At 69.0% G+C, this 25,532-nt stretch carries 22 protein-coding genes; 9 read left to right on the top strand and 13 right to left on the bottom strand.

What is annotated here, in order from left to right:
* Positions 1-32: 32 nt before the first annotated feature.
* The 4 genes from rpmA to GEV27_RS17365 form a co-directional block, all read right to left on the bottom strand.
* Positions 33-311 carry a 50S ribosomal protein L27 gene (gene rpmA, locus GEV27_RS17380; RefSeq protein WP_153652113.1) on the bottom strand — a complete coding sequence of 93 codons (279 nt, stop codon included), beginning with the start codon at positions 309-311 and terminating at the stop codon, positions 33-35.
* A gap of 12 nt (positions 312-323) precedes the next feature.
* Positions 324-629 (bottom strand): 50S ribosomal protein L21, encoded by a 306-nt coding sequence (gene rplU, locus GEV27_RS17375; RefSeq protein ID WP_194839972.1) that lies wholly within the window; start codon positions 627-629, stop codon positions 324-326.
* A 94-nt stretch (positions 630-723) separates the two neighbouring features.
* Positions 724-3,270 carry an Rne/Rng family ribonuclease gene (locus GEV27_RS17370; RefSeq protein WP_153935185.1) on the bottom strand — a complete coding sequence of 849 codons (2,547 nt, stop codon included), beginning with the start codon at positions 3,268-3,270 and terminating at the stop codon, positions 724-726.
* Between the two features lie 167 nt (positions 3,271-3,437).
* Positions 3,438-4,202, bottom strand: a complete 765-nt coding sequence (locus GEV27_RS17365) for a TIGR03936 family radical SAM-associated protein (protein WP_309222346.1) — start codon at positions 4,200-4,202, stop codon at positions 3,438-3,440.
* 40 nt (positions 4,203-4,242) lie between these two features.
* On the opposite strand from GEV27_RS17365, the gene GEV27_RS17360 reads away from it, so the two are divergent.
* Complete coding sequence (locus GEV27_RS17360; protein WP_194944244.1) at positions 4,243-5,457, top strand: MFS transporter; 1,215 nt, start codon at positions 4,243-4,245, stop codon at positions 5,455-5,457.
* A gap of 4 nt (positions 5,458-5,461) precedes the next feature.
* Here the strand turns inward: GEV27_RS17360 and GEV27_RS17355 are convergent, their stop codons facing one another.
* The 8 genes from GEV27_RS17355 to GEV27_RS17925 all read right to left on the bottom strand — a co-directional run bounded on the left by GEV27_RS17355 (position 5,462) and on the right by GEV27_RS17925 (position 16,814).
* Positions 5,462-5,659: a hypothetical protein gene (locus GEV27_RS17355; RefSeq protein ID WP_153652108.1), complete on the bottom strand. Its 198-nt coding sequence runs from the start codon at positions 5,657-5,659 to the stop codon at positions 5,462-5,464.
* Between the two features lie 147 nt (positions 5,660-5,806).
* Positions 5,807-6,829 (bottom strand): class I SAM-dependent methyltransferase, encoded by a 1,023-nt coding sequence (locus GEV27_RS17350; protein WP_153935183.1) that lies wholly within the window; start codon positions 6,827-6,829, stop codon positions 5,807-5,809.
* Positions 6,830-6,934: 105 nt separating this feature from the next.
* The gene (locus GEV27_RS17345; protein WP_153652106.1) at positions 6,935-8,866 is read right to left on the bottom strand and encodes a TIGR03960 family B12-binding radical SAM protein; all 1,932 of its coding nucleotides are present in this window, start codon (positions 8,864-8,866) and stop codon (positions 6,935-6,937) included.
* A gap of 58 nt (positions 8,867-8,924) precedes the next feature.
* Positions 8,925-10,097 (bottom strand): glycosyltransferase family 2 protein, encoded by a 1,173-nt coding sequence (locus GEV27_RS17340; protein WP_194839969.1) that lies wholly within the window; start codon positions 10,095-10,097, stop codon positions 8,925-8,927.
* A gap of 9 nt (positions 10,098-10,106) precedes the next feature.
* Positions 10,107-11,096: a bifunctional 2-polyprenyl-6-hydroxyphenol methylase/3-demethylubiquinol 3-O-methyltransferase UbiG gene (locus GEV27_RS17335; RefSeq protein ID WP_153652104.1), complete on the bottom strand. Its 990-nt coding sequence runs from the start codon at positions 11,094-11,096 to the stop codon at positions 10,107-10,109.
* Between the two features lie 176 nt (positions 11,097-11,272).
* Complete coding sequence (locus tag GEV27_RS17330; RefSeq protein WP_153935182.1) at positions 11,273-13,840, bottom strand: CDP-glycerol glycerophosphotransferase family protein; 2,568 nt, start codon at positions 13,838-13,840, stop codon at positions 11,273-11,275.
* A complete protein-coding gene (locus GEV27_RS17325; RefSeq protein ID WP_153935181.1) occupies positions 13,837-16,317 on the bottom strand; it encodes a rhamnan synthesis F family protein in 2,481 nt (826 codons plus the stop codon). Before GEV27_RS17325 ends, GEV27_RS17330 begins: the two co-directional genes overlap by 4 nt.
* The gene (locus tag GEV27_RS17925; RefSeq protein ID WP_228765370.1) at positions 16,314-16,814 is read right to left on the bottom strand and encodes a hypothetical protein; all 501 of its coding nucleotides are present in this window, start codon (positions 16,812-16,814) and stop codon (positions 16,314-16,316) included. The genes GEV27_RS17325 and GEV27_RS17925 overlap by 4 nt, the downstream gene beginning before the upstream one ends.
* A 258-nt stretch (positions 16,815-17,072) precedes the next feature.
* Here GEV27_RS17925 and GEV27_RS17315 point away from each other — a divergent pair, with 258 nt between their 5' ends.
* From GEV27_RS17315 to GEV27_RS17305, 3 genes are all read left to right on the top strand, one after another.
* Positions 17,073-17,699, top strand: a complete 627-nt coding sequence (locus GEV27_RS17315; RefSeq protein ID WP_153652101.1) for a hypothetical protein — start codon at positions 17,073-17,075, stop codon at positions 17,697-17,699.
* A gap of 160 nt (positions 17,700-17,859) precedes the next feature.
* Positions 17,860-18,618 (top strand): hypothetical protein, encoded by a 759-nt coding sequence (locus tag GEV27_RS17310; protein WP_153935180.1) that lies wholly within the window; start codon positions 17,860-17,862, stop codon positions 18,616-18,618.
* Positions 18,582-18,800, top strand: a complete 219-nt coding sequence (locus GEV27_RS17305) for a hypothetical protein (protein ID WP_153935179.1) — start codon at positions 18,582-18,584, stop codon at positions 18,798-18,800. The genes GEV27_RS17310 and GEV27_RS17305 overlap by 37 nt, the downstream gene beginning before the upstream one ends.
* A gap of 81 nt (positions 18,801-18,881) precedes the next feature.
* On the opposite strand, the gene ndk is transcribed toward GEV27_RS17305, so the two are convergent.
* Positions 18,882-19,289, bottom strand: a complete 408-nt coding sequence (gene ndk, locus GEV27_RS17300) for a nucleoside-diphosphate kinase (protein WP_153652099.1) — start codon at positions 19,287-19,289, stop codon at positions 18,882-18,884.
* Between the two features lie 109 nt (positions 19,290-19,398).
* Between ndk and GEV27_RS17295 the strand changes: the two genes are divergently transcribed.
* The 5 genes from GEV27_RS17295 to GEV27_RS17275 all read left to right on the top strand — a co-directional run bounded on the left by GEV27_RS17295 (position 19,399) and on the right by GEV27_RS17275 (position 25,432).
* Entirely contained in the window at positions 19,399-21,066 is a 1,668-nt protein-coding gene (locus GEV27_RS17295; RefSeq protein ID WP_243838942.1) for a glycoside hydrolase family 13 protein, read from the top strand.
* 99 nt (positions 21,067-21,165) lie between these two features.
* A complete protein-coding gene (locus GEV27_RS17290; protein ID WP_153652097.1) occupies positions 21,166-22,479 on the top strand; it encodes an extracellular solute-binding protein in 1,314 nt (437 codons plus the stop codon).
* The gene (locus GEV27_RS17285) at positions 22,476-23,417 is read left to right on the top strand and encodes a carbohydrate ABC transporter permease (RefSeq protein WP_243838941.1); all 942 of its coding nucleotides are present in this window, start codon (positions 22,476-22,478) and stop codon (positions 23,415-23,417) included. The genes GEV27_RS17290 and GEV27_RS17285 overlap by 4 nt, the downstream gene beginning before the upstream one ends.
* A 1-nt stretch (position 23,418) precedes the next feature.
* Positions 23,419-24,264 (top strand): carbohydrate ABC transporter permease, encoded by an 846-nt coding sequence (locus GEV27_RS17280; protein ID WP_153652096.1) that lies wholly within the window; start codon positions 23,419-23,421, stop codon positions 24,262-24,264.
* 4 nt (positions 24,265-24,268) lie between these two features.
* Entirely contained in the window at positions 24,269-25,432 is a 1,164-nt protein-coding gene (locus GEV27_RS17275; protein ID WP_153652095.1) for an ABC transporter ATP-binding protein, read from the top strand.
* The last annotated feature ends 100 nt before the right edge of the window (positions 25,433-25,532 follow it).

Raw genomic sequence — 25,532 nt, 5'->3', positions numbered from 1 at the left:
TCTGCGACGAGCGCAGATCTGGTGTTCGCGTACTACTCAGTCGGGCTGGCCGCGACGAGATCGGCCGGGACGATGTTGACGACCTTGCGCCCACGGCGACGGCCGAACTCCACGGCTCCTGCCGAGAGGGCGAAGAGGGTGTCGTCACCGCCACGGCCGACGTTGGTGCCGGGGTGGAAGTGCGTGCCACGCTGGCGGACGATGATCTCGCCGGCGTTGACGAGCTGACCGCCGAAGCGCTTCACACCCAGTCGCTGGGCATTGGAATCGCGGCCGTTCTTGGTGGAGGCTGCGCCCTTTTTGTGTGCCATCTGTCCAGTCCTCTACTTGATCCCGGTGATCTTCACCTGGGTGTACTTCTGACGGTGACCCTGACGCTTCTTGTAGCCGGTCTTGTTCTTGTACTTCTGGATGACGATCTTGGGGCCCTTCGCGTCACCGACGACCTCGGCGGTCACGGTGATCTTGGCCAGCGCGTCGGCGTCAGCCGTCACCTTGTCGCCATCGACGAAGAGCACGGCGGGCAGAGAGAAGCTCTCGCCGTCGGCCTGCAGGACCTTGTCGATCTGGATGACGTCGCCCACAGCAACCTTCTGCTGCTTGCCGCCACTGCGCACGATTGCGTACACCACGGAATCCTCACTCATTTCAGCTCTGGGGGCGCGCCCGCAAGGAAGCGGGATACGCGCTCGAACGGCACGCTGAGCGCACCGAAGGACTAGTTTACGGAGCCAGACCCTCGCTGGTCAAAACGGGGCCCTCTCCGGGGTCGCCGTCCGCGGGTGCGGGCGACGATTGAGGCGCTGCCGGGGGCCCGGCAGGCTTCGAGGCAGACCCGCGCTTGCGGGTCGTCCTCTTCACCGGGGCAGCCTGCTCGACGGGCGCCGGAGCGTCCATCGAGACTGCGGCACCGGCATCAGCACGGGGCGCCTCCACCGCGGGCGGCGGCGGGGGCGGGGGCGGCGGCCCGGCCGGGGCCGGGACGTCGAGCGGACGGGCTGCGACAGGCGGGACCGTCTCGGACGTGACGGGTGTCTCGGCCGCCGAGGGCTGCTCGGAGGTCGATTCCTGCTGGTCGTCGCGGCGGCCGCCGTTCTGCGGGGCGGTCTCCTTGCCCCGGTTGCCGCCGTTGTTGCCGCCGCTGTTCTGGTTGCCGCCGCTGTTGCGTCCGCCACCTCGACCGCCACGGGTGCCCCGGCGCTGCTCGTCCTTGCGGGGCTCGACGGGCGCGTCCTGGATCATGACGCCCCGGCCGTGGCAGTGCTCGCACTCGTGGCTGAACGACTCGAGCAGGCCGGTGCCGATGCGCTTGCGCGTCATCTGGACCAGTCCGAGCGAGGTCACCTCGGCCACCTGGTGGCGCGTGCGGTCACGACCGAGGCACTCCACGAGACGGCGGAGCACGAGATCGCGGTTGCTCTCCAGGACCATGTCGATGAAGTCGACGACGATGATGCCGCCGATGTCGCGCAGCCGGAGCTGGCGCACGACCTCCTCGGCCGCCTCCAGGTTGTTCTTGGTGACGGTCTCCTCGAGGTTGCCCCCCGAGCCGGTGTACTTGCCGGTGTTGACGTCGACGACGGTCATGGCCTCGGTGCGGTCGATCACCAGCGAGCCGCCCGACGGCAGGAACACCTTGCGGTCGAGGGCCTTGTGGATCTGCTCGTCGAGGCGGTACGCCGTGAAGGCGTCGGTCTCGCCCTCCCAGCGCGTGACACGCTCGGCGAGATCGGGTGCCACGTGGTCGATGTAGCCCTTGATCATGTCCCAGGCGTCGTCACCCTCGACGACGAGCTGGTGGAAGTCCTCGTTGAACAGGTCGCGGACGACCTTGATCATCAGGTCGGGCTCGGAGTAGAGCAGCTCGGGCGCCTTTCCGGCGGCGACCTTGGCCTCGATGACCTCCCAGCGGGCGCTCAGGGCGGTGACGTCGCGGGTCAGCTGCTCCTCGGTCGCTCCCTCGGCAGCCGTGCGCACGATCACGCCGGTGTTGTCCGGGAGGACCTCCTTGAGCAGCGCCTTGAGGCGGGCGCGCTCGTTCTCGGGCAGCTTGCGCGAGATGCCGCTGGTCTGGCCGCCGGGCACGAGGACGAGGAACCGGCCCGGCAGGCTGATCTGGCTCGTCAGACGGGCGCCCTTCTGGCCGATGGGGTCCTTGGACACCTGGACGAGGATGGTCTGACCGGGCGAGAGGGCGTCCTCGATCTTGCGGGCCTTGCCGTTGCCGAGCGTGGTCCAGTCGACCTCGCCGGCGTAGAGCACGGCGTTGCGGCCCGCGCCGATGTCGACGAAGGCGGCCTCCATGCTCGGGAGCACGTTCTGGACCTTGCCGAGGTAGACGTTGCCGATGATCGACGTCTGGGACTCGCGGGCCACGTAGTGCTCGACGAGGACCTTGTCCTCGATCACGGCGATCTGCGTGTAGTCGTCGCGCTGGCGCACGACCATCTCGCGGTTGACCGACTCGCGGCGGGCCAGGAACTCGGCCTCCGAGACGATCGGGGCCCGACGGCGTCCGGCCTCGCGGCCCTCGCGGCGGCGCTGCTTCTTGGCCTCGAGCCGGGTCGAGCCGGCGACGCCGGTGATCTCGTCCTCGGCGCTGCGTCCGCTGCGAACACGCACGACGGTGTTCTCGGGGTCGTCGGGCTGGACGTCTGCACCCTCGCCGGCGCGGGCCCGGCGCCGGCGGCGACGCGTGCCGCCGTTGCCGTCGTCCTCGGTCTCCTCCTCGGAGTCGCCCTCGGACGTCTCGTCGGTGTCGGACTCGCCCTTGCGGCGGCGGCGTCCCCCGCGGCTGCGGCGACGGCGGCGCGGGGCGTCCGGATCGTCGTCGTCGGAGTCACCCTCGTCATCGCTCTCGGCGACGGCGCTGGTCTCGTCGGGCTCGACCTTCTGCGCCCTGGCCGGGGCCACGACCGGCTCGGGGGCCTGGAACATCGCAGCGACGGCCGACACCGGGGCGACGGGCTCATGCGCCGGCTCGTCGGCGTCCGCCTCGTCGTCGTCGGAGGTGATCGGGGCCTTGGCCGCGGCCTTGCGTGGGGCCCGCCGGCTCGACGAGCGCCTGACCGGCTGCTCCTCGGGAGCCTCGTCGACCTCGGCGTCGTCGTCCTGCGGCTCGACCTCGGCCGGCTCCGCCTGCTTGGGCGGCGCCACCGGGGCCGAGAAGCTCACGGCCGCGGGCGGACCCGCCGGACGACCTGCGGCGCGACGCCGGGTGGTCGGCGCCGAGGTGGTGGATTCTGCTGGGTTCTCGTTGTCGTCGAGCATGCGCTCTCCTTCGCCCTGCGCCGATCGTGATCGGCCCGGGGCACGTATGCGGTCCGGCACTGCGGACCTGAAGCTTCGGTCAACCCCTGCGCCACGCGCCGGGGTGTGACGGCGAACTACGGTCTGTCACATCGACTCCCCCACTTGCCGCCGCGGTCGTCACCCGGTCAGGATGCGTCGCGGTCGTAGGCAAGTGGATCGCCTACCGTGCCATCCTCCGCGATGAGAGGACCCTGGGCCAAGCGAGTCGCGATGGGCGTCTGCTCGAGCTCGAGGCCCCCGCTGGAACGGAGTCCGGCAAGAACGTCGTCTGGTCGTATCGACGGTGTGTCGTGTCGCACGACCACTTCCAGTATCGCACATGGACCGCTCAAGGTCTCCGAGGAATGCGCGGACAGGTGCAGGACGGCGGCCCGGCAGTCGAGCGTACGGAGGCCGCGCTTCATCATCCGCTCGATGAGGACCTCGTCGGCGGCGAGGAATCCCGCGACGGCCGCGCTCGCGTGCTCCTGCGTCACCCCCGGCAGCGCGATCTGCCACGCACTGGCTTCGAGCCGGTCGGCCAGGGCTCCGGGACGGGCCACCACGACGTCGACGATGTCGAGACCGGGAGGGAGGGCCGAGTCGAGCGCCTCCCGCACCTCGTCCGCGTCGACGGGCCGGGTCATCCCGATCTCGAGGTACTCCGCCTCGCTGGCCGCACCGGTCGGTGACGCGTTCGCGTACGAGATCTTGGGGTGTGGGGTGAACCCGGACGAGAAGCCGATCGGGATGCCCGCACGGCGGACCGCCCGCTCAAAGGCCCGGGCGAAGTCCCGGTGGCTGGTGAACCGCAGCCGGCCTCGCTTGGCGTAGCGGATGCGCAGCTTCTGCACGATGGGCAGCTGCGGGTTGGGGGCTTCGGGATTGGGGGTTCCCTCGAGGGTCGTCACCCGTCGAGGTTACCTGCGCCGCCCCGGGGACAATGGGTCGGTGACGACTCCCTCCCCCACCCCCACCGCCGGAGGCAGGTGGCTCGTGGGCGCCGCGATCGTCCTGCTGGCCGTCAACCTGCGCGTCGCCGTCGGCAGCGTCGGGGTGGTGCTCGAGCAGGTCCGCGACGACCTGGGCATGACCGCGACGGTGGCCGGCGTCCTCACGACCCTGCCGGTCATCTGCTTCGCCGCGTTCGGGGTGGGCTCGGCCGGATCGGTGCGCCGCCTGGGCCTGCACCGCTCCGCGGCCCTGGTGCTCGTGCTGCTGACGATCGGCCTGGTGCTGCGGTCCGTCGTGCACGACGAGACGGTGTTCCTGTTGTGCAGCGTGGTCGCCCTGGCGGGGGCGGCGGTCGGCAACGTGATCCTGCCGCCGCTGGTCAAGGCCCACTTCCCCGACCGGATCGCGCTGATGAGCTCGCTCTACGGGGCGGCCCTCATGGGTGGCGCCGCCGCCGCATCGGTCGGCACCGTCCCGCTGGCCGACGCCTTCGGCGGATGGCGGCCCGGCATCGGCCTGTGGGCCGTGCTGACGGGGGTCGCGCTCGTGCCGTGGCTGTTGATGCTGCGGCGCGACGTCCACACAGCCCCGGTCGACGAGGAGCGGCTGCCGATGCGAGCGGTGGCCCGCTCTCCCCTCGCGTGGGCGATGCTGCTGGTCTTCGCCGCGCAGTCCGCCGCCGCCTACGCCCAGTTCGGCTGGTTCCCCGAGATGCTGGGCGACGCGGGGGTCTCCTCGGGGTACGCCGGTGCGCTGCTCGGTCTGCTCAGCGCGGTCGGCATCCCGCTCACGCTCGGACTCCCCTGGCTGATCGCCCGGGTCGGCGACCGGCCCCACCTGCCGTGGGGCTTCGCTGCGCTGACGGCCGCAGGCTGGCTCGGGGTGCTGCTCGCCCCGTCGACCCTGCCGTGGCTCTGGGCGATCCTGCTGGGGCTGGGCGGCGGGGCGTTCACGTGGACGCTGACCATGATCGCCCGGCGCACGCGGACCACGGCCGGGACGGCGACTCTCTCGGTGACGACGCAGGGACTCGGCTATCTGCTCGCCGGGATCGGCCCGTTCGGGGTGGGTGCCCTGCACGACATGACCGGGTCCTGGGACGCGCCGATCATCGCGCTGATGCTCCTGACGGTCGTCATCGCAGTCGCCGGCACGGTCGTCGCGCGGCCCGTGATGCTCGAGGACACCCTCGTGCGTCCGGTGCACGACTGACCGCTCAGCCGACGGCCTTGGGACGGCTGCCGACGGACCGGGCGGCGCGACTCTGGCGTGCGAGGTAGGCGACGAAGGCGAGGCGCTCCCCACCGTGCTCGGCCACGGCGCGCTCAGCCTCGACGCGTCGACGCTCGAGACGTTCGGTGAGCTCGCGCTCGCGCTGCTGGACGGCGACCTGGGCGGTGTATTCGGTGAACATGATGTCGGTCCTTTCGGGGTTGTTCGACATCACCCACAGTCGTCGCTGAGGCACCTGCGCCACATCGGGCGAATGCCGTAACTTCCCCGCGGGCCGCTACCTCAGACGCGCGCTCCCTACCTCAGGCCCTCCATCGGCCGCAGGCCCTCACTCGGCGTCGACGTCGACCCGGAAGACGATCGAACGGTCCAGCTGCTCCGCGATCGTCAGGCGGCGACCTGCAGGACGCTCACGCATCCAGCGCTCGGCGATCTCGGTCTCCTCCGGACGCGGGGTGTCGTCGAGGATCACCAGGGCACCTGCGGGCAGGCGGTCGGCCAGCATCGGGAAGCCCGGGTAGCGCACCTGCGGCGCGATCGCGCCCACGGGACCGTCCACGAAGAGCAGGTCGATCCGGGTGAGGTCGGCCGGCAGCACCGACAGGTCGTACCAGGGGTGCGGGTCCCGGCCCGGCAGTGCCAGGTCCACGAGCGGCGCGTGGATGACCTCGGCACGGTGGGACAGCCCCAGCGCCGCGATCCGGCCGCGGGTGATCTCGGCGTACTCGGCGCTGGACTCGAGCGACACGATCCGCCCCGGTCCACCACGACGCTCGAAGGCCGTGGCCCACCACACCGTCGAGCTGCCGGAGCCGCACTCGACGATCGTGTCGATCGGCGTGGTCGCGATGTGCTCGGCGACCCAGGCCACGGTCCGCGGCGACAGGGCCCAGTTGCCCAGCTCGGGCATCAGGCGGTCGTGGTCGACGATCCGGTCGTACAGCCGCTCGAGCTCGACGGTCGAGCTCGGGATGCGCTGCACCGAGACCACGATCTCGCGCACCTCGGTCAGCAGTCGTTGGGTCGCGGGCAGCTGGTGGGTCTGCGTCCGCTCGATCCGGTCGACAGCGGCCCGGACCTGTGCCAACGCATCAGCGAGCTCGGTGACGTCGCCCGCGGCCGGCAGCTTCTTCGTCGCGGACGCGGTCGCGTTGACCTTCTTCTGCAGACGCGCCACGGATCGGGTGACCGAGCGCGCCCACAGGGCGATCCACGCGAAGGCCACGACGCCCGTGAGCCCGAAGGACGCGATGGCCACGTCGTGCCACGACGCGACCGCCGCCACCAGCCCGAGCAGCGCTCCCGCAGCGATCACCAGCAGCAGGGCACGGCCCTTGTTCACCTTCGTCATCAACCTGTTCCTCCGAGTGCGGGGATGCGCACAGCGGACCATTCGCAGCGCAGGCAGAGCCTACACAGCGCCGGCCTGCACGACGCGAGACGACATGGTCGTTGCTCAGACGACGGTGAGCGGCAGCAGAGTCTTGCCGGTCGGGCCGATCTGGATCTCGGTGTCCATCTGCGGGCACACGCCACAGTCGAAGCACGGGGTCCAGCGGCAGTCCTCGACCTCGAGAGCGCCCGAGGGGTCGAGAGCGTCCTGCCAGTCCTCCCAGAGCCAGTCACGGTCGAGTCCGGCGTCCAGGTGGTCCCACGGGAGCACCTCGGCGTACTCGCGCTCGCGCGTCGTGAACCAGTCGAGGTCGACCGGCTCGTCGGCCAGCGCCTCGTCGGCCATGCGCGCCCAGCGCTCGTACGAGAAGTGCTCGCTCCAGCCGTCGAAACGGCCGCCGTCACGCCACACGGCCTCGATGACCCGGCCGACGCGACGGTCGCCGCGGGACAGGAGTCCTTCGATGATGCCGGGCTTGCCGTCGTGGTAGCGAAAACCGATCGACTTGCCGAACTTCTTGTCGGCCCGGACGAAGTCACGCAGCTTCTGCAGCCGAGCGTCGGTCGTCTCGTGGTCGAGCTGGGAGGCCCACTGGAACGGGGTGTGCGGCTTGGGCACGAAGCCGCCGATCGACACCGTGCAGCGGATGTCGTGACGTCCGGACACCTCGCGACCGGTCTGGATGACGCGTTTGGCGAGCTCGCCGATCTGCATGACGTCCTCGTCGGTCTCGGTCGGCAGACCGCACATGAAGTAGAGCTTCACCTGGCGCCAGCCGTGCGAGTACGCCGCCGCGACCGTCTGGATCAGGTCGTCCTCGGACACCATCTTGTTGATGACCTTGCGCAACCGGTCACTGCCGCCCTCCGGGGCGAACGTCAGCCCCGAGCGGCGGCCGTTGCGGCTGAACTCGTTGGCGAGGGTGATGTTGAAGGCGTCCACCCGCGTCGACGGCAGCGACAGCGAGGTGTTGGTGCCCTCGTAGCGGTCACCCAGCTGCTTGGCGACCTCGCCGATCTCGGTGTGGTCGGCGCTCGACAGGCTGAGCAGGCCGACCTCCTCGAAGCCGGTCTTGTCCAGGCCGTTCTGCACCATCTGGCCGATGCCCTCGATCGAGCGCTCGCGGACCGGGCGGGTGATCATGCCGGCCTGGCAGAAGCGGCAGCCGCGCGTGCAGCCCCGGAAGATCTCGACGCTGAAGCGCTCGTGGACGGTCTCGGCGAGCGGGACCAGCGGGTTCTTGGGGTACGGCCACGCGTCGAGGTCCATCAGCGTGTGCTTCGCGATGCGCCACGGGACGCCGGGACGGTTGGGCGCGACGCGCTGGATGCGTCCGTCGGGCAGGTAGCTCACGTCGTAGAACTTGGGGACGTAGACGCCGCCGGACTTCGCGAGGCGCAGCAGCACCTCGTCGCGGCCGCCGGGGCAGCCCTCGGCCTTCCACTCGCGGACGACGGCGCTGATCGCCAGCACGATCTCCTCGCCGTCGCCCAGCACTGCGGCGTCGATGAAGTCGGCGATCGGCTCGGGGTTGAACGCCGAGTGGCCGCCCGCGATCACGATGGGGTCCTCGCCGCCGCGGTCGACCGCGTGCAGCGGCATGCCCGCGAGGTCGATCGCGGTCAGGAAGTTGGTGTAGCCGAGCTCGGTCGAGAACGAGATCCCCATCAGGTCGAACGCCCGGACAGGCCGGTGGGCGTCGACCGTGAACTGCGGGATGTCGTTGGCCCGCATGACCTTCTCCATGTCACTGAAGACCGCGTACGTGCGCTCGGCCAGGATCCAGTCACGCTCGTTCAGCACCTCGTACAGGATCTGCACGCCCTGGTTGGGCAGGCCCACCTCGTACGCGTCGGGGTACATCAGCGCCCAGCGGACCTCGGCGGAGTCCCACTCCTTGCTGGTCGCGTTGAGCTCGCCACCGACGTACTGGATGGGCTTGCCGATCGACGGCAGCAGGGGTTCCAGGCGGGGGAAGACAGACTCGACGGACATTCCTCAAGGGTAGGCGCTCGACGCACGCGCACGAAAACCTGCGCCTCGTGCAGGTCCGTCACCCGCGGGCGGTCAACCGCCGCCCGACACGCCGCTTCAGCCGCCGCAGGGCACTCGAGGGCGGCGTGGCGGCAGTCTTCGCCGACGCGTCGCTCTCGAGGGTCTTCACCTGGCGCCGCAGCCGCTTGACGCGCGACTGCTCCTTGCGGAACGCGTCGCGCCACGCCTCGCTGGCCGTCAGGTGCTCCAGCTCCAGCGGCACGACGATCGCTGCGACCGAGCGGGCCGCCTCGACCCGTTCGGGGTCGTATCCGGGCTCGTCCTGCACCAGCAGGGGGCGGAGCCGCTCGGGCAGGACCGCCCGTCCCGACGCGAGCAGGTCGGTCAGCGAGTCGGCCAGCAGGCGCTCCTCGCGGAAGCCGGGCTCGTCGTCCGCGAGGCGGTGGCGAACGATGTAGAGGTCCTCGAGGACCCCTGCCCGCAGGAACCGGAAGTCGCGCATGCCGTGGTGCCGGGGACTCGGCCGCAGGCCCGGGTTCGCCTCGTACGACTCGCCGGTGTTCTGGACCTTGCTGCCGTACTGCCGGAAGGACCGCCACGGCACGTGCAGCACCTCCAGGCCGAGCGAGGGATCGGGCTGGCCCGTGCTGGGGATGCTGACGCCGTGATTGCCCTGCTGCACGACGACGTCCGCCTGGCCCACGTGCACCACGACCGACGTCGGGTGGGCGTGGAGCGCGACGGTCTCCATGAGGGTCGACTCCTCACGCTCGTCGCGCCACGTGAGGCGCAGGATGCCGGCACCGTCAGGAGCCGGCCGGCCCGTCAGGTTGGTGACCGGGACCGAGAACGAGCCGAGCTCGCGCGGCACGCGGGCGAGCACGTCGCGGACGGTCGACGAGCGGTCGACCGGGACGAAGAACTCGTCAGCGTCGACGTTGATCACCCAGTCGGCCCCGTGCTCGGTGTACGCGCGGGAGGCCATCGAGGAGACCACGCCGGTCTGGTTCTTGTCGTGGACGAGGTAGTCGTGCAGCTCGACCACGCCTCGCTCGGCGTACTCGGCCAGCACCTCGCGGGTGCCGTCGACGGAGCCGTTGTCCGTCGCGATGATCAGGTCGATCCCCTGCGCGAGGTGGTGCTCCACCATCGCCGCGATGATGTCGACCTCGTCCCTCACCATCAGCGTGGCGACGATCTTCACCTGCGGACCGGCACCACCGTGCGTCATGTCGGCCATCTACGACTGGGCCTCGGCCGGCTCGCGCTGGGCGAACGTGGGCACGTCCAGATCACGCTGCTCGGCGTCCGCCAGCATCAGGAGCTCCTCGCGGGCGATGCCCGGACCGTCGCCGGCCGGGCTGAGGTTGAGGAAGAACTCGTGACCGACCGTCGGGTGGAACGACCACTCGCGAAGGCCCAGGTAGCCCAGGTCGTGCAGATCGCTCAGCAGCAGGCGCAGGTGGTTCGGGGAGAAGATCCAGTGGTGCACGTCGATGTAGGTCTCGCCCTTCGCCTCCTCGGCCTTTGCCTTCGCGGCGTCGAGGCCGTGCAGGAAGTCGTAGTCGCCCCGGTGTCCCGGCGCCCACGACGTCGACTTGCGGTGTCGCACGGCGTTCATCATGAACTCGGTCATGGTGCCGACGGAGTGCACGCCCTTGGGGTCGAGTGAGGCGTCGATGATCGCGCCCAGCGACGTCCGTGGACGGAACCGGTCGAAGCAGAAGCGGTGATCGGGGACCACGAGCGCGACGACGCCCTCGGGCTTGGTCAGCCGCGCGCACTCGTCGAGGAAGTCGATCAACGAGGTCGTGTGCTCCAGCACGTGCGAGGCGAGGACGACGTCGAAGCGGTCGGGGATCTCCTCGGACATCTTGGCGCCCGGGGGCAGCACGTAGTCGACGTCCTCGATGTCGTCGGGAGAGTACTGCGAGAAGTCCTTGTACTTGTCGATCAGGCCGGCTCGGTCGAGGTAGTCCACGTTGCGCGTGTCGTAGCCCTCGCGCCGCGGCAGGATCGGGTTGTGCGCCGGGCCTATCTCGAGGATCGAGGGGTTCTCACCCTGTCCTGCCAGGACCGACTGGCGGCGCAGCTCGAGGCGCGTGAGGGTCGGCTTGGGGTCCGCGACGCCGGCGGGGACCTTCGGTGCGGGCTTCGGCGCCTTCTTCTTCTTGGCCGGACGAGGGCGCGGCTCGGGCTGATCGAGAACGGCGCGCTTGATGCGCCCCATGCGGCGGCGTGGCTCGGGCGGTAGACGGTCCTTGATGGCGATGGTGCACGCATCCTCGGCGGTGGGGCTGGGACTCGATCATGCTACGTGATCTCCAGCACACCAAGCGAGAGGCTCACGCACTGTTCAGCGAATGGACATCTCGTCGACACGCTCACGCCCCGCGACGCCAGGCGTCAGTCGTCGTGGAGATACAGCGCCTTGACCTTCTGCACCACCCGCCGCGACGCCTCGTCGTCAAGATGATCGAAGAAGATCCGCCGCTTCCAGTCGTACTCCTCCAGCTCCTCGCTGGACCGCGGCTCGAAGGCAGCGTCGAGGGCTGTGGCGAGGTCCTTGAACGTCCGGCACACCGGGCTCGGCAGCACCCGGTCGAGCTCATGGAACAGACCGCGTTCGGATGAGCTGTAGCGGTCGTAGTCGTACGCGAAGCTCATGATCGGCTTGCCCGTCATGAGGAAGTCCACGAGGCAGCTCGAGTAGTCACTGATCAGGGCGTCCGCGACGCGGTAGATGATCTCAAGGTCCGGGTACCGACGTGACGACAGGTCGATCGCTCCAAGCGGCAGCAGCGCCCGCGAGTAGGTTCGGGCACGATCGGCCATGTGCTCCCGGACGCCGATCACCGCATGCTGGCGCTCCGCCCACTCCTCGAGCCAGGTGAGCTCGGACTCGTCGAAGTGGTACTGCGACTCCCCCTGCCCTTCGCGGAACGTGGGAAGGAACAGGACGAGACGCCGTCCCGCCAGCTCCTCACGGAGCCGCTCGAGCGCCTCCCGCAGGTCATTTGGCAGCCGTTCCTCCTCCCGCAGGATGAAGTCGTTGCGAGGCAGGCCGGTGGGCCACATGTCGGGATACGACGCAGGGAAGAATGCCGCCGACATGGCCAACGTGTCCATACGGCTCGATGTGATCACCGCGCGCGAACCACTGTGATTGCGAATCATCACCTCCCGCAGGCGGTCGCTGACGCGGGCCGACGCCAGGCCGAACCGCTTGAGCGGGATGCCGTGCCAGAGGTTGATGACATTGTGCGTCGTCGTGTCGACGGGGTTCGGAAGGTTGATCGCAGGACCGTGCTTGACGAAGATCTGCCCCGAGCGCAAGAGGTGGTGCTGTCCCTCCGGACTGTCGATCGGAAACGTCACGACGTTCTCACCTGTCAGCTCGATCCGTCGGGACCTGGTCAGGATGATCTTCTTGATCGAGGGGTCGTTGCGCACCTGCTCGAACAATGCGCGCTCGTTGCCGGCCAGCGTGTGGTCGTAGGCGCACACCGGGAACGCCCACCAGTGGTCGAACGTCGGCGTCCGGTTGTCGGCCACGCGGAATCGCTTGTCGTTCAAGGGTGCCGGTCGCTCGACTGTGCCGTCCTCCCGGGTCACGATCGAGAAGCTACGGTGCAGCCTGTCGTCCGGGGCCACCCGCAGGAGATTGCGTTCCATCGTCTCGACGTCCGCCGTCGGCGCCGCGGCAAGCACGCGGTCCTTCCAGTCACGCATGTCCGGGACTGAGTAGGGGTTCTCCCAGATCAGCTGCCGCTTGAGAAGCGGCAGGCCCTCGGCGATGCGATCGAACGTTCCCGCGCTGTACATCGGGTGATAAGGGTGCAACGCGTCCACGAACGTGTCGAAGTGATAGCCCTGCCCCACGAGGTACTGCGTGGTGCCGGTCTCGTACTTGTAGACGATCCGGATCTTGGTCCTCTGCGGCTGGACGTTCTCGAGCCTCTTGCGCCAGCCGAGGTCGCTGACGACGGGCTTGCGGAACGCCAGGAAGTACGATCCGACGTGCGGGTACTCGTCAGGGTGCATGACGGTCCTCGGCATCTGTTCGCGCACCTGCTCGATCGGGATCGGTGCGCGGCTGTCTCCCGCCCCGTCGAACCATCGCGAGGTGAGCTGCACCCCCCACCAGTCGCACTCCCGGCTCGCCATCGAGGCGAACATGTCGTCGAGTGGTCGGAGCAGATAGCAGCTGTCGTTGACCAGCAGCACCTCGTCATACTCCTCGAGGGCGTCCCACCCGACCAGGTCCTTGGCCAGCATCGAGTAGGACCCGAAGTCGTAGCGGTCGTGAGGCACGGCCCAGGCCCCGGCGACGAGGCCGTCCAGCTTGTCGAGCTCGCCGTCGTTCATCCGGCACGCCGCCAAGTAGTAGACGTCAGCGAAGCGACTCAGCTCGCGCACGTAGGCGATCACATACGGGTCCATGACTCCGTCGACGTCGAAGCCCGCGAAGAGGCAGGCCCTGCGCGCAGGGGGGCTCGCGGGGAGCGCTGCTGGGCGCTCGTGGTGCGTGCGCAGAGGGACTCCACGCAGACCTGCACGCCTGCCGACCAGCAGATAGTGCAGGTAGGGATTGAGCCGCTCGTCCGCAGGATCGAGATACTCGTTCCAGTACCACCAGACGTCGAAGCCGGGATGGGGGTTGCGAACGTTGCGCCAGCCATGACGGCAGAAATCGGCGACGGCGTCCAGGTTGCGAGGGGGCCGGCCGGGCGTGGCCAGCCGGTAGACCTCGTCATCGATCTCCCCGGCCATGCGAACCAGGGCGATCTCGCAGGCCAGCAGGTCGGCCGCCGTGACGTCCACGGACGGCTGAGCACTTAGGTCCGGCAATCCATCTCGAAGCGCCGCGCGCAGCAGGACGTCCCCGGTCGTCGGTCCCGCCGACTCACGGCCTGCCCACTCGCCGACGAGTCTCGTCCAGGCCGCCCAGAACTCCTCGACGTCGGTGGTCATCGACCTGCTCCTTCGACCTGCGTCATGAGCCGCTCCAGCACACGTTCGGTGTTGTGTCCGTCCCGGTGATCGATCAGCATGTCCCGGACACGGCGGTGGTGCGGTGCCGAGATTCCTTCTGCGACGAGATCGAGCGCCGGGCCGAGTGCCTCGAACGTCTCCGCGACCGGGCCTGGGAAGAAGTGATGCAGGTCGTACAGGAGGGAGTCGGCGGCCGTCTCCAGGTCGTGGGCGAAGCTCACGACCGGCTTGCCTGTGGCGGCGAAGTCCAGAGCGAGCCCTGAGTAGTCCGTGAGCACGACGCCCGCGGCGCGCAGAACTGCATGCGCCGACGGGTACCTGCGTGGCGAGAGATCCAGAGCCACCCCGCCAAGCTGAGTCGAATAGGCACGCTCGAGGTCGTTCTCCACCTCCCGCAGTCCCAGCACGAAGTCGTGCCGATCGCACCATACCTGCAGTGACTCGATCTCCGACTTGGAGAAGTCATGAGGCGCGCGCCTCGTCCCGCTCGCCCGCCGCGTCGGGGCGAATAGCAGGAGCCGGCGTCCGCGCAGCTGACGGCGTACGTCCTCGAGCTGGGCATGAAGATCCGCAGGCAGGGCGTCTTCCTCGCCGAGCAGGAAGTCGTGGGCCGGTACTCCTGTCCGCCACCCGTGCTCGAAGGAAGCCGGCCAGTGCGTGGCAAGAGTTGCCAGCTGGTCGAGGTCGGACGCGACCAGCAGCCCCGTCACGACGGACGGCGGAAGCGGATGAGCGAGTGCCGGAGGATCCGTCCGGGCCCCCCTGCTTGCCGGCATGCGTCTCGGCCCCTGGAGTGTCCGCCCTGACTTCTCCAGCTGCAGTCCCCGTCGCACCACGACGATGGTCTGGTGCTTGGCCAGGACCGGCGCGTCGAGAGTCGGGCGGGGGGCTTCCTCGACGAGGACCGTTCCCGAGCTGAGCAGATGCTCGCGGCCGGCCGGGCTCAGCAAGGGCGCCGTGATGACGTTCGCTCCGGACAGCTCAAGTCGACGGGAGCGGGTCAACAGGATCTTCGTGATGCTCGGGTCGTCCTTCACCGCCTCGAAGATCGCCCGGCTGTTGTCGGGAAGGCGATGGGTCCTGCGATCCACTGCGAACACCCACGAGTCGGGGCGCTTCGCCGTCTTGCGGTTGCGCCGCCGGTACTCCTCGACCGAGACCACCTCGGGCACGACGACCTGGCCATCGTCGTCCACGCTGATCGCCATGCTCCGCTGGAGCTGATCATCCGGCGTCGCCCGCAGCAGCGTCTGCTCGATTTGATCGACGTCCGCGTCGGGGACGACAGCCAGCACACGCTCCTTCCATCGGGCGAGGTCCGGGACGTCGTAATGATTGCGATAGAGCAGGAACCTTTTGAGCAGCGGGAAGCCCCGCTCCAGCATCGTGAAGTACCAATCGGAGAACATCGGATGGAACGGGTATACGCGGTCCATGAACGTGTCGAAGGTGAACCCGCTCCCCACCAGGAGATGAGTGAGGCCGATCTCGTACTTGAGGACGATCAACCGCTTCGAGGGCTGAGGAACGACTGACTCGATCAGTCGACGGAACTCGGCGCTCTCGAGGACCGGGCGCCGGAAGGCCAGGAAGTACGACCCCAGGTGGAAGTTGTACACCGGATCGTCCTCGAACCCGTCCAGCAGCTCGCTGCGAACCGTGTCCACCGGGACCGGGGAGGTGATTCGGTTCGGGGGCAGGCTGGGCGCGTCCACGATGCCCTTGGTCGCCTGAAGTCCCCACCAATCACACTCCCGCTCAGCCATCGTGGCGAACACCTCGTCCAGAGGACGCACCACGAAGCAGCTGTCGTTCACCAGGACAACTTCGTCGTACGTTGCCAGTCGGTCCCATCCGACGAGGTCGCTGGCCAGGCGCGAGTACGAGCCGAAGTCGTAGGCGCCGTGACGGATGGCCCAGCTGGCCACCGTGATGTCCTCGACCTTCGCCAGTTCGGCGGCGTCCAGGTAGCCGTCGAACAGGTAGAACACGTCGCCGTGACGACTGAGCTCGGCGATCAACGAGACCACCGACGGGTCCACCACGCCATCCGTGTCGAAACCCGCCACGAGGCATGCGCGACGAACGGGACGGGTGGTCGGCAGCCGATGTCCGGGCCCGGCCTTCGTCGTCGCGGGCCGCGTGGACAGGCCGAGCTCGCGCCCCACGAGGGCGTAGTGGACCAGCGGGTTCAGTGAGTCGTCGGCCGGATCCAGGTGGGCCATCCAGTACCACCACACGTCGAAGTCCTGGCTGGGCTTTCGCAGCTCGCGCCAGCCTCGACGGCAGAAGTGCTCGACCGGGTCGAGGTCGCCGACCCCGGGGGTGTTCGTCCGGTAGTAGGGAAGGTCGATGAGCTCGGCGACCAGCTCCATCTCCCGCCGCAGCCGCTGGCCGCTGGGCAGCAGACGGTGCTCGTGCAGGAGTGGATGATCGATTCCGGCCGGAGCCCTCATGCCGCCGGGCCAGGATTGGCTGCGTGGAAGTGCACCAAGGGGTTGACGTCACGAGGCAGATCGGGGTGCTGAGCCAGGTACTTGCGGGTGTTGAACGCCGGGCCTGGATCCTTGTGCTGGGCCGCGCCGACACGGAGGTAGTGCAACGCAGGGCTGAGCCCGGTCGAGACGACCTCCGGATAGCGCGTCAGGTACCAGGCTCCTTTCATCAGGCTCGACGACCTCAGGACCGCGAGGGCGTCGTCCTCCTCGGTGCGCGGCATGGTCGAGAGCTGACGCCGCTTCAACCAGCCGCGGACCCCGGAGACGGACTCGCTCCGCGTGAGCCGCTGATCGAGGCGGGTCGCCAGCTGTCGCAGGCGCCGTTGCGCGACCTCATGGGCAGCGGCGCGCTCGGCCTGCTCCTCCAGCTGACGCCTGGCCTGAGCGAGCTCACGCTGAGACATCTCCAGCTCCGCCCGGAGCTTCGCAGCTTCCGCCGCTGCGTCCCCGATCATCGACGGCCGTGCCTCCTCCAACGCGACTTCACGCACGCCACGCTCCCCCTGCTTCTCTGCGCGATATCTCACCGCCCGGACGTACGAACGTTACCCGAGCCTCGACAAGACCACGCATGTGTTCGCTCTCGGCAGACATCCTGTCGCATGATCGCCGACTTGTCTCCGCGAAGACGCCGGGAGACCAGGTCCTGGGAGACCTGAGACCGCCCGGCCCACGGGCGATCGGACGAGTGGCCCGGCGATAGGCTCGATGGTGTGAAGCGACGTCAGCGCACGCCCCCGCCGTTCAACGTGAAGTACACCTCGGTCTCGACCGACGGCTCGCTCGACCAGGTGCTCACGATCCGCAACAACACCGAGGTCTCGGTGCTCCCCACGCTGCGCTTCGTGGCCTACGACGTCTACGGCCGCGAGCTGCCCCACGTGGTCACGCAGGGCGTCAACGGCTCCCACCGCGGCGGACCGGTGCTTCCTGCGGGCGGCACCCTCACCGACGTCCTGCGCTTCGACGGCCAGGGCGCGCATCTCGTGCGCGGGGTGCGGGTCGAGCTCGCGGCCGTGGAGGAGGTCGACCACCCCGCCTTGGAGCAGGACGTCAAGTCGGTGATGATCGACCTGGAGCAGAAGGCGACGGCCGATCCGGCCGAGTTCTGGGGCATCGGCCTGGTCAACCCCAATCCGTTCGGCGTCACGATGCGCATCTCCCTCATCGAGCTCGAGGACCGCGTGCGCGACCACCCCCGACAGGTCCGCGACGTCGTCACCCTGCAGGAGGACGTCGACATGGCCTCGATGTCCAATGACGTCATCTGGCTCCCCGAGGACGTCCGCGGCCAGTTCCACGAGGTCGTCCACCACCTCCGTATGCCCACCTACGCCTGACCGCCCCGCCCCGTCCCGGACCGATCTTTCGGCGTTTCGGTAGCTCCGGCAGCACCAACGTCGACGAGTCAACGTCCACAAGCGCGCCGGGCCGGCCCGCCCCTCCACAGCGCGAACGCCGGAAGAGGACCGGCCCAGCTCCCGCGACCATGGTCGAGGCATGGACCAGGTGCTCAGGACAGCAGAAGCCGCCCGACGATTCGGCCTGGGGGTCGTGCGCAACAAGGTGGACCGCGGGATGTGGCAGAAGCCGTGCCGCGGGGTGGTCGTGCTCCACAACGGCCCGCTCACCCGCGAGCAGGAGATCGCCGTCGCGCTGGCGTCGGCCGCCGACGGGGCCGCGTTGGCGGGTCTGACCGCCCTGGCACAGGACGACTTCGACGGCTTCACGCCCGAGCTTCCGCAGATCGTGCTCCCGTCCGGCGCGCGCAGGCCCTCCCGGCGCGGGCTGGAGGTGCGGTGGAGCACCCAGCTCGACGACCGCGACGTCCATCCCCTGCGCACGCCCCGACGTACGCGGCCGGCCCGCAGCCTGGTGGACGCCGCGAGCTGGACGCAGAACGAACGCCGGGCGCGGGCGATCGTCGTCGCCGGCGTGCAGCAGCGCCTGACGAGCACCGCGCACCTGCGCGACGCACTCACACGGCGCGGCCCGTGCCGTCATCGCGCGCTGATCGTGGAGTCGATCCTGGACGCCGCAGGTGGTATCCAGTCACTGCCCGAGCGTGACTTCGCCGAGGTGTGCGACTGGGCCGGGCTGCCTCGCCCGAGCCGACAGCGTCGCGTGCGCGCCCCCGACGGCACCTACTTCCTCGACGCCAGCTGGGAGCAGCTCGGGATGTCGGCCGAGGTGCACGGAATCCCCCACCTCGCCGTCATGAGATGGAGCGAGGACCTGACCCGTGCAACGAGATCGTGATCGGCGGCGAGCGTCTGCTGGTGTTCTCCTCGTACACGATCCGTCGCGAGCAGCGCGTCGTGGCGGGACAGCTCGTCCGCATGGCGCAAGCCCTGGGCTGGACGGGGAGGCCGAACGACCTGACGACGTTGACGCCGTCCGAACTGCGCAGACGTCGAAAGTTCCGTCGCGCCGCCGTCTGATTAGACGACGTTGACGCTGCCCGGGGTACCGAAACGTCGAAAGATCGGTCGACGGGCGGGCGGCGCGGGCAGCCGATGAGGTCAGAGAGACGGGAACCAGAGGGCGATCTCGCGGGCCGCGGACTCCTCGGAGTCGGACGCGTGCACGAGGTTCTCGCGGTTCGACAGCGACATGTCGCCGCGGATCGTGCCGGGAGCGGCCTGACGACCGTCGGTCGCACCGTTGAGCTGGCGGACGACCGAGATGGCCTCGTCACCTTCCAGCACGAGCGCCACGAGGGGTCCGGACGTCGCGAACTCGCGCAGCGGCGGATACCAAGGCTTCTCGACGTGCTCGGCGTAGTGAGCGTCGGCCTGGGCGGCGTCGATCGTGCGCTGCTCCATGGCGACCAGGGCCAGCCCCTTGTGCTCGTACCGGGACAGCACCTGACCCACGAGTCCACGGCGGACCGCGTCGGGCTTGATGAGGACGAGTGTGCGTTGGGCCATACATCAAATCTACCGCGCCGTCGCCGGGTCCACCCGTGGACGCCTTCGCAGGCCCTGCGTACGTTGGACGGGACGGGGCGCGCTGGGTGCCTGCGAAGGGGGCGGCGACGTGGCAGGACCAGGGCGGCAGTGGTGGCGCGACGCAGTGATCTACCAGGTCTACCCCCGCTCGTGGGCCGACTCCGACGGCGACGGCATCGGTGACCTGCCGGGCATCACCGAGCGGCTCCCCCACCTCGCCGAGCTCGGCGTGGACGCCGTGTGGCTGTCGCCGTTCTACACCTCTCCTCAGCGCGACGGCGGCTACGACGTGGCCGACTACCGCGACGTCGACCCCCTCTTCGGCGATCTCGCCGCATTCGACGCCCTGGTCGCCCGGGCCCACGGGCTCGGGCTGCGGGTCATCGTCGACATCGTCCCCAACCACTCCTCCGACGCGCACCCGTGGTTCCGCGCCGCACTCGCGTCCCCACCCGGCAGCCGTGAGCGCGCGCGCTACCTGTTCCGCGACGGCAGCGACGAAGGCCGGCTCCCGCCCAACAACTGGACCAGCATGTTCGGCGGCCCCGCCTGGACCCGCGTCACCGAGCCGGACGGCACCCCCGGCCAGTGGTACCTGCACATGTTCGACACCTCCCAGCCCGACTTCGACTGGACCAACCCCGAGGTGCGCGACGAGCTCGAGGACGTCCTGCGCTTCTGGCTCGATCGTGGGGTCGACGGCTTCCGCATCGACGTCGCGCACGGGCTGGTCAAGTTCGAGGATCTCCCCGACACCGATCTCACGCTCGACGCGAACGTGGACGCGACCGCGCTCGCGCCCATGTGGGACCAGCCCGGCGTCCACGAGATCTATCGCAGCTGGCGCCGGCTCGCCGACTCGTACGCGGTGGAGGGCGAGGACGCCGACCGCATCCTGTGCGCCGAGGCGTGGGTCCTGCCGGCCCAGGCACTCGCGCAGTACGTCCGCGCGGACGAGCTGCACCAGTCGTTCAACTTCGAGTACCTGATGACGCCATGGCTCCCGGACGAGCAGCGCGCGTCCATCACCCGGTCGCTCGCCCAGGCGGGGGCCGTCGGTGCGCCGCAGACCTGGGTCCTGTCCAACCACGACGTCGTACGGCATGCGACCCGCCTCGGCTACCCGCAGCACCCCGGTCTGCAGCGCATTGCCGGCATCGGCGCGGACGACCCGCAGCCCGATCCCGTCCTGGGGCTGCGCCGGGCTCGCGCCGCCACCGCGGTGATGCTCGCGCTGCCCGGCTCGGCCTACCTGTTCCAGGGTGAGGAGCTCGGCCTGCCGGAGGCCACCCGCCTGCCCGACGAGAGCCGCCAGGACCCGACCTGGGAGCGCTCGGGCCACACCCAGCGCGGCCGCGACGGCTGCCGCGTCCCGATGCCGTGGGAGGGCGACGCGCCGTCGTACGGCTTCGGGCCGGGCGAGCGGTCCTGGCTGCCGCAGCCGGCCGAGTTCGGCGCGCTCGCGGTCGACCGCCAGCGGGACGATCCGGGCTCGACGCTGAGCCTCTACCGGGCGCTCCTGGCCGTACGCCGCACACATCGGCTCGGCCTCGGCCATCTGACCTGGCTCGACGGGCACCCGGAGGACGTGCTGGCCTTCGAGGTGACGTCCGAGGACGCGTCCGTGACGGTCCTGGCCAATCTCGGGACCGACCCGTTGACCCTTCCGGACAGCGCCGATGTGCTCCTGACCAGCGCTTTTCCCGGCACCGCAGGGCATGTGGGCCCCGACGAGACAGTGTGGCTCAGGTCCTGACCGACCCGCGGTTGCACTACCCGGGGCACAGGGCTAGGTTCGTCTCGATCCTGTGATCCGCATCACGCCGCGGACCCGGGCTCGGCGTAAGGGGAGCACATGAAGGTACGACCAATCCGCAGACTCGTCACCGGCGTCGCCGTGGCGGCGTTGTCGATGAGCATGCTGGCCGCCTGTGGCGGCGACAGCGGCAAACCGACGCTCAACTGGTACATCAACCCCGACGGCCAGGAGACGCTGACGGCGATCGCCGAGCGCTGCAGCACCGACGAGTACGACATCGAGATCCAGCTCCTGCCGTCCAGCGCGACCGACCAGCGCACGCAGCTGGCCCGTCGCCTCGCTGCCGAGGACAGCTCGACCGACCTGATGAGCCTCGACCCCGTGTTCATCCCGGAGTTCGCGAACGCCAACTGGCTCGCGCCGTTCGAGGGCGAGCTCGCGGACCAGGTCGTCGACGACGACGTCCTCAAGGGCCCGGCCGAGATCGTCCAGTGGGAGGACCAGGTCGTCGCGGCACCGCAGTGGTCCAACACCCAGGTGCTCTGGTACCGCAAGTCGCTCGCGGAGGCGGCCGGGCTCGACATGAGCCAGCCGGTGACCTGGGACCAGATCATCGACGCCGCCGCCGACCACGACGGCACGATCGGTGTCCAGGCCAGCAAGTACGAGGCCTACGTCGTGTGGATCAACTCGCTGATCCAGGGTGCCGGCGGCAACATCCTGGACCCCTCGACGGTGGAGGACGGGCGGGACGCGAAGGTCACGATCGACTCCGAGGCCGGCAAGGCCGCGGCCGCCGTGATCGAGAAGCTCGCCAAGTCGACCGCCAAGCAGCCCGACTTCACGACGTCCAACGAGGGCACGAGCCTCGGCGCGATGTTCCCCGAGCAGGGCGCCGGCGAGTTCATGACCAACTGGACCTTCGTCTACAAGAACTACGAGGGCCTGATCGGCAAGCCCGGCGGCCCCAAGGACGAGGCACAGTTCGAGGACCTCGGCTGGGCCCGCTACCCCGAGACGGTCGAGGGCGAGGAGTCACGACCTCCCCTCGGCGGCATTGCGATCGGCGTCGGCGCCTACACCAAGCACCGCGACTTCGCCCAGCAGGCTGCGATGTGCGTCACCGACGCCGACGCCCAGGTCGCCCTCGGGGTCAACAACGGCTTCATGCCGTCACGCGGATCCGTGTACGACTCCGAAGAGCTCAAGAAGGCATTCCCGCCGGATCTGCTCACCCTGTTCAGCCAGAGCATCGACTCGGCCGGCACCCGGCCCAAGAGCGCGTTCTACAGCCAGATCTCGAGCGCCCTGCAGTCCCGCTGGCACTCACCCAGCTCGGTCGGCGCCGGCACGCCCAAGAAGTCCGCAGACTTCCTCAACCAGATCCTGAAGGGGGAGGCCCTGCTGTGACCACCTACGTACAGACCGCGGTCGATCCGGCCGAGGACACCAGGCCGCCGGACTCGGACCGCTCGCGGGCCGAGAACTCGCTGGCCCGCAAGCTGGTGGCGCCGGCCCTGGTGCTGATGCTGCTCGTCACGGCGTTCCCGATGCTGCGGGCGCTCTACCTGTCCCTGTTCAACTACTCGCTCACCGATCCCGACGCCCGCGAGTTCGTCGGCCTGGCCAACTACGCCACGGCACTGAGCGACTGGTTGTTCTGGAAAACGACGTTGAACACCGTGGGGATCATGATCATCACGGTGGCCGTCGAGCTCGTGATCGGCTTCGCGTTCGCGATGGTCATGCACAAGGTCATCTTCGCCCGCGGCGTGATCCGCACCTCGATCCTCATCCCCTACGGCGTCATCACGGTCGTCTCGGGCTTCGCGTGGCAGTTCGCGTTCTCCAACACCAACGGATTCGTCAACAGCTGGCTTCCGTTCACGCCGGACGACTTCAACTGGTTCGGCCAGTACTGGTCCTCGATGCTCGCGATCATGGCCTCGGAGATCTGGAAGACGACGCCGTTCATGTCACTGCTGCTCCTGGCGGGGCTGGCCCAGGTGTCCGAGGACATGCTGGAGGCCGCCAAGGTGGACGGTGCCACGTGGTGGCAGCGCCTCTTCAAGGTGATCCTGCCCAACATGCGGGCCGCGATCATGGTCGCCGTGCTGTTCCGCGCCCTCGACGCGTACCGCATCTTCGACAACATCTTCGTCATGACGGCCGGCGCCAACGGCACCGAGTCGATCTCGTTCCTCACCTATCGGCAGGTGATCGAGCAGTTCCAGCTCGGCATCGGCTCGGCACTGTCCGTGCTCCTGTTCCTCTCGGTGCTGGTGGTCGCGTTCGTGATCGTCAAGCTGTTCCGGGTCAACCTCGCCGACGCACGGCAGGAGAGCTGACATGGGCAAGAGCCTGAAGGCCAACCTCGGCACGATCCTCGGCTGCGCGCTGATCCTCATCTGGTGCCTGCTGCCGGTCGCGTGGATCATCTCGCTGTCGTTCAAGTCCCAGGAAGCCGTCAGGGTCGGCAGTCCCGGCTTCTTCCCGTCCTCGGGCGGCGGCGCCGGCTGGTCCAACTACTCCGACGTCCTGCAGGACGGGCAGTTCCGGCAGGCGATCTTCAACTCGATCGGCATCTCGCTCATCGCGACCCTGCTGTCGGTCGTCATCGCGACCCTCGCGGCCTACGCGATCGCCCGCCTGGAGTTCAAGGGCAAGAAGTTCGTGCTCACCACCGCGCTCGTGATCGCGATGTTCCCGGTCGTGTCGCTGGTCGGCCCGCTGTTCGACATGTGGCGCGCGTTCGGCATCTACGACACGTGGCTCGGCCTGATCATCCCCTACATGTCGTTCACGCTGCCACTGGCGATCTGGACCCTCTCCGCGTTCTTCCGCGAGATCCCGTGGGAGATGGAGCAGGCCGCGCAGGTCGACGGCGCCACGTCGTGGCAGGCCTTCCGCAAGGTCATCGTCCCGCTGGCCGCGCCCGGCGTGTTCACCGCAGCGATCCTGACCTTCTTCTTCGCGTGGAACGACTTCGTGTTCGGCATCTCCCTGACGTCGACCGAGCGCGCCCGCCCCATCCCCGCCGCCCTGTCGTTCTTCGTCGGCGATGACCCGTTCAACCGGCCCTCGTCCCTGCTGGCCGCGGGAGCCGTGGTCGCCACGGTCCCCATCGTCGTCCTCGTCCTGTTCTTCCAGCGCAAGATCGTCGCCGGCCTGACCGCCGGCGCAGTGAAGGGTTGATCCCATGGCAGCCATCGAGATGAAGCACATCGTCAAGAAGTACGGAGACGGGTTCCCGGCGGTCAACGACGTCAGCATCGACGTCGCCGACGGCGAGTTCATGATCCTGGTCGGGCCGTCGGGGTGCGGCAAGTCCACGCTCCTGCGCATGATCGTGGGGCTCGAGGACATCACGTCGGGCGACATGATCATCGGCGGCGAGCGGGTCAACGACCTCGCACCGCGCGACCGCAACCTGTCCATGGTGTTCCAGAACTACGCGCTCTACCCGCACCTGACGGTCTACGAGAACATCGCCTTCCCGCTGCGCCTGGCCAAGATGAAGGACAGCGAGGTCGACGAGAAGGTGCGTGCGGCCAGCAAGACCCTCGACCTCGACGAGCACCTCCAGCGCAAGCCCGCCAACCTCTCGGGCGGCCAGCGCCAGCGCGTCGCGATGGGACGGGCGATCGTGCGCGACGCCAGGGCCTTCCTGTTCGACGAGCCGCTGTCCAACCTCGACGCCAAGCTCCGCGGACAGATGCGCACCGAGATCGCCCGTCTGCAGAAGCAGCTCGGCATCACGACCGTCTACGTGACCCACGACCAGACCGAGGCCATGACGCTCGGCGACCGGGTCGCGGTCATGAAGCGCGGCATCCTGCAGCAGCTCGCGACACCGCGCGAGCTCTACGAGCAGCCGGTCAACCTGTTCGTCGCCGGCTTCATCGGCTCCCCGCCGATGAACTTCCTGCCGGCCACGGTCGAGGGCAATGAGATCACGCTCCCGTTCGGCACGTTCCCGCTACCGCCCGCCAAGGCCGAGCGCACCGCGGGCAAGGGCCTGCTCATGGCCGGCATCCGCCCCGAGCACTTCGAGGACGTCTCGGTCCTGCATTCCGACGAGGTCGACACCGCCCGCACCTTCAAGGCGCACATCGACGTCCGCGAGTGGCTCGGTGACCAGCAGTACGCCTACGTCCCCTACGAGGCCGAGGCCAAGGTGCAGGACCAGCTGCGCGAGCTCGCCCGCGAGTCCGACAGCGACTCCCTGCGCACCCAGCTCGTGGTCTCGCTCGACGCCGCCAGCACCGTGCAGGAGGACTCCGACACCACGCTGTTCATCGACACCGACAAGATGCACCTGTTCGACCCCTCGTCGGGCGAGAACCTGACCGTCGGGCTCTAGCCCCCGGCCGCGGATTCCCAGGAGAACCCCGGAACCCGGCACGTCACCCTTGTTGCAACCGGGGTGATGTGCCGGGTTCCGGCGCTCCGGGCGAGCGGCT

The organism is Aeromicrobium sp. S22 (genome assembly GCF_009661045.1).
GTDB lineage: Bacteria > Actinomycetota > Actinomycetes > Propionibacteriales > Nocardioidaceae > Aeromicrobium > Aeromicrobium yanjiei.
Note: the sequence above shows the minus strand (reverse complement) of the source record. Positions and strands in the feature narration are given on the sequence as shown.

Bases quoted from the DNA above. Each gene is read 5' to 3' on its own strand.
- GEV27_RS17305 (WP_153935179.1), top strand. From the start codon at position 18,582: ATGGAGCGAGGACCTGACCCGTGCAACGAGATCGTGATCGGCGGCGAG.
- GEV27_RS17290 (WP_153652097.1), top strand. From the start codon at position 21,166: ATGAAGGTACGACCAATCCGCAGACTCGTCACCGGCGTCGCCGTGGCG.
- rpmA (WP_153652113.1), bottom strand. From the start codon at position 311: ATGGCACACAAAAAGGGCGCAGCCTCCACCAAGAACGGCCGCGATTCC.
- GEV27_RS17325 (WP_153935181.1), bottom strand. From the start codon at position 16,317: ATGAGGGCTCCGGCCGGAATCGATCATCCACTCCTGCACGAGCACCGT.
- GEV27_RS17345 (WP_153652106.1), bottom strand. From the start codon at position 8,866: ATGTCCGTCGAGTCTGTCTTCCCCCGCCTGGAACCCCTGCTGCCGTCG.
- GEV27_RS17330 (WP_153935182.1), bottom strand. From the start codon at position 13,840: ATGACCACCGACGTCGAGGAGTTCTGGGCGGCCTGGACGAGACTCGTC.
- GEV27_RS17310 (WP_153935180.1), top strand. From the start codon at position 17,860: ATGGACCAGGTGCTCAGGACAGCAGAAGCCGCCCGACGATTCGGCCTG.
- GEV27_RS17370 (WP_153935185.1), bottom strand. From the start codon at position 3,270: ATGCTCGACGACAACGAGAACCCAGCAGAATCCACCACCTCGGCGCCG.
- ndk (WP_153652099.1), bottom strand. From the start codon at position 19,289: ATGGCCCAACGCACACTCGTCCTCATCAAGCCCGACGCGGTCCGCCGT.
- GEV27_RS17355 (WP_153652108.1), bottom strand. From the start codon at position 5,659: ATGTTCACCGAATACACCGCCCAGGTCGCCGTCCAGCAGCGCGAGCGC.
- GEV27_RS17335 (WP_153652104.1), bottom strand. From the start codon at position 11,096: ATGGGGCGCATCAAGCGCGCCGTTCTCGATCAGCCCGAGCCGCGCCCT.
- GEV27_RS17280 (WP_153652096.1), top strand. From the start codon at position 23,419: ATGGGCAAGAGCCTGAAGGCCAACCTCGGCACGATCCTCGGCTGCGCG.
- GEV27_RS17340 (WP_194839969.1), bottom strand. From the start codon at position 10,097: ATGACGCACGGTGGTGCCGGTCCGCAGGTGAAGATCGTCGCCACGCTG.
- GEV27_RS17925 (WP_228765370.1), bottom strand. From the start codon at position 16,814: ATGATCGGGGACGCAGCGGCGGAAGCTGCGAAGCTCCGGGCGGAGCTG.
- GEV27_RS17275 (WP_153652095.1), top strand. From the start codon at position 24,269: ATGGCAGCCATCGAGATGAAGCACATCGTCAAGAAGTACGGAGACGGG.
- GEV27_RS17350 (WP_153935183.1), bottom strand. From the start codon at position 6,829: ATGACGAAGGTGAACAAGGGCCGTGCCCTGCTGCTGGTGATCGCTGCG.